At 62.2% G+C, this 254-nt stretch carries 1 pseudogene; it reads right to left on the bottom strand.

Going from position 1 to position 254, the window contains the following annotated elements:
- Positions 1-127: 127 nt before the first annotated feature.
- Positions 128-254: pseudogene (locus SB764_RS42590) on the bottom strand (DUF1428 domain-containing protein); the annotation flags it as partial.

The raw sequence follows: 254 nt of genomic DNA, 5'->3' as shown, positions 1-254 counted from the left end.
ATGATGTGTCTCCGAAATTCCTGGATGAAAGTTGCTCGTGGAAGGGGCGGCGCGCCTGCGCGAACCTGCCCGTCCTTGCCCTACGACGAACGGAGGCCGCCGGGATCGACACGCCGTCCGTTTTTTTTTACTGGGCGCGGGCCGATTTGCCGACCAGCGTGGTGAATCCGCCCCAGCACATGCGCTTGAAGTCGAACACGCCTTCGCACGACACGCTGTTCAGGCGCGGATCGGCCATGACCTTGGCGTTGATG

The sequence above is a fragment of the Paraburkholderia sp. SIMBA_027 genome, assembly GCF_046535315.1.
Lineage (GTDB): Bacteria > Pseudomonadota > Gammaproteobacteria > Burkholderiales > Burkholderiaceae > Paraburkholderia > Paraburkholderia tropica.
This window is presented reverse-complemented; position numbering and strand designations above follow the sequence as displayed.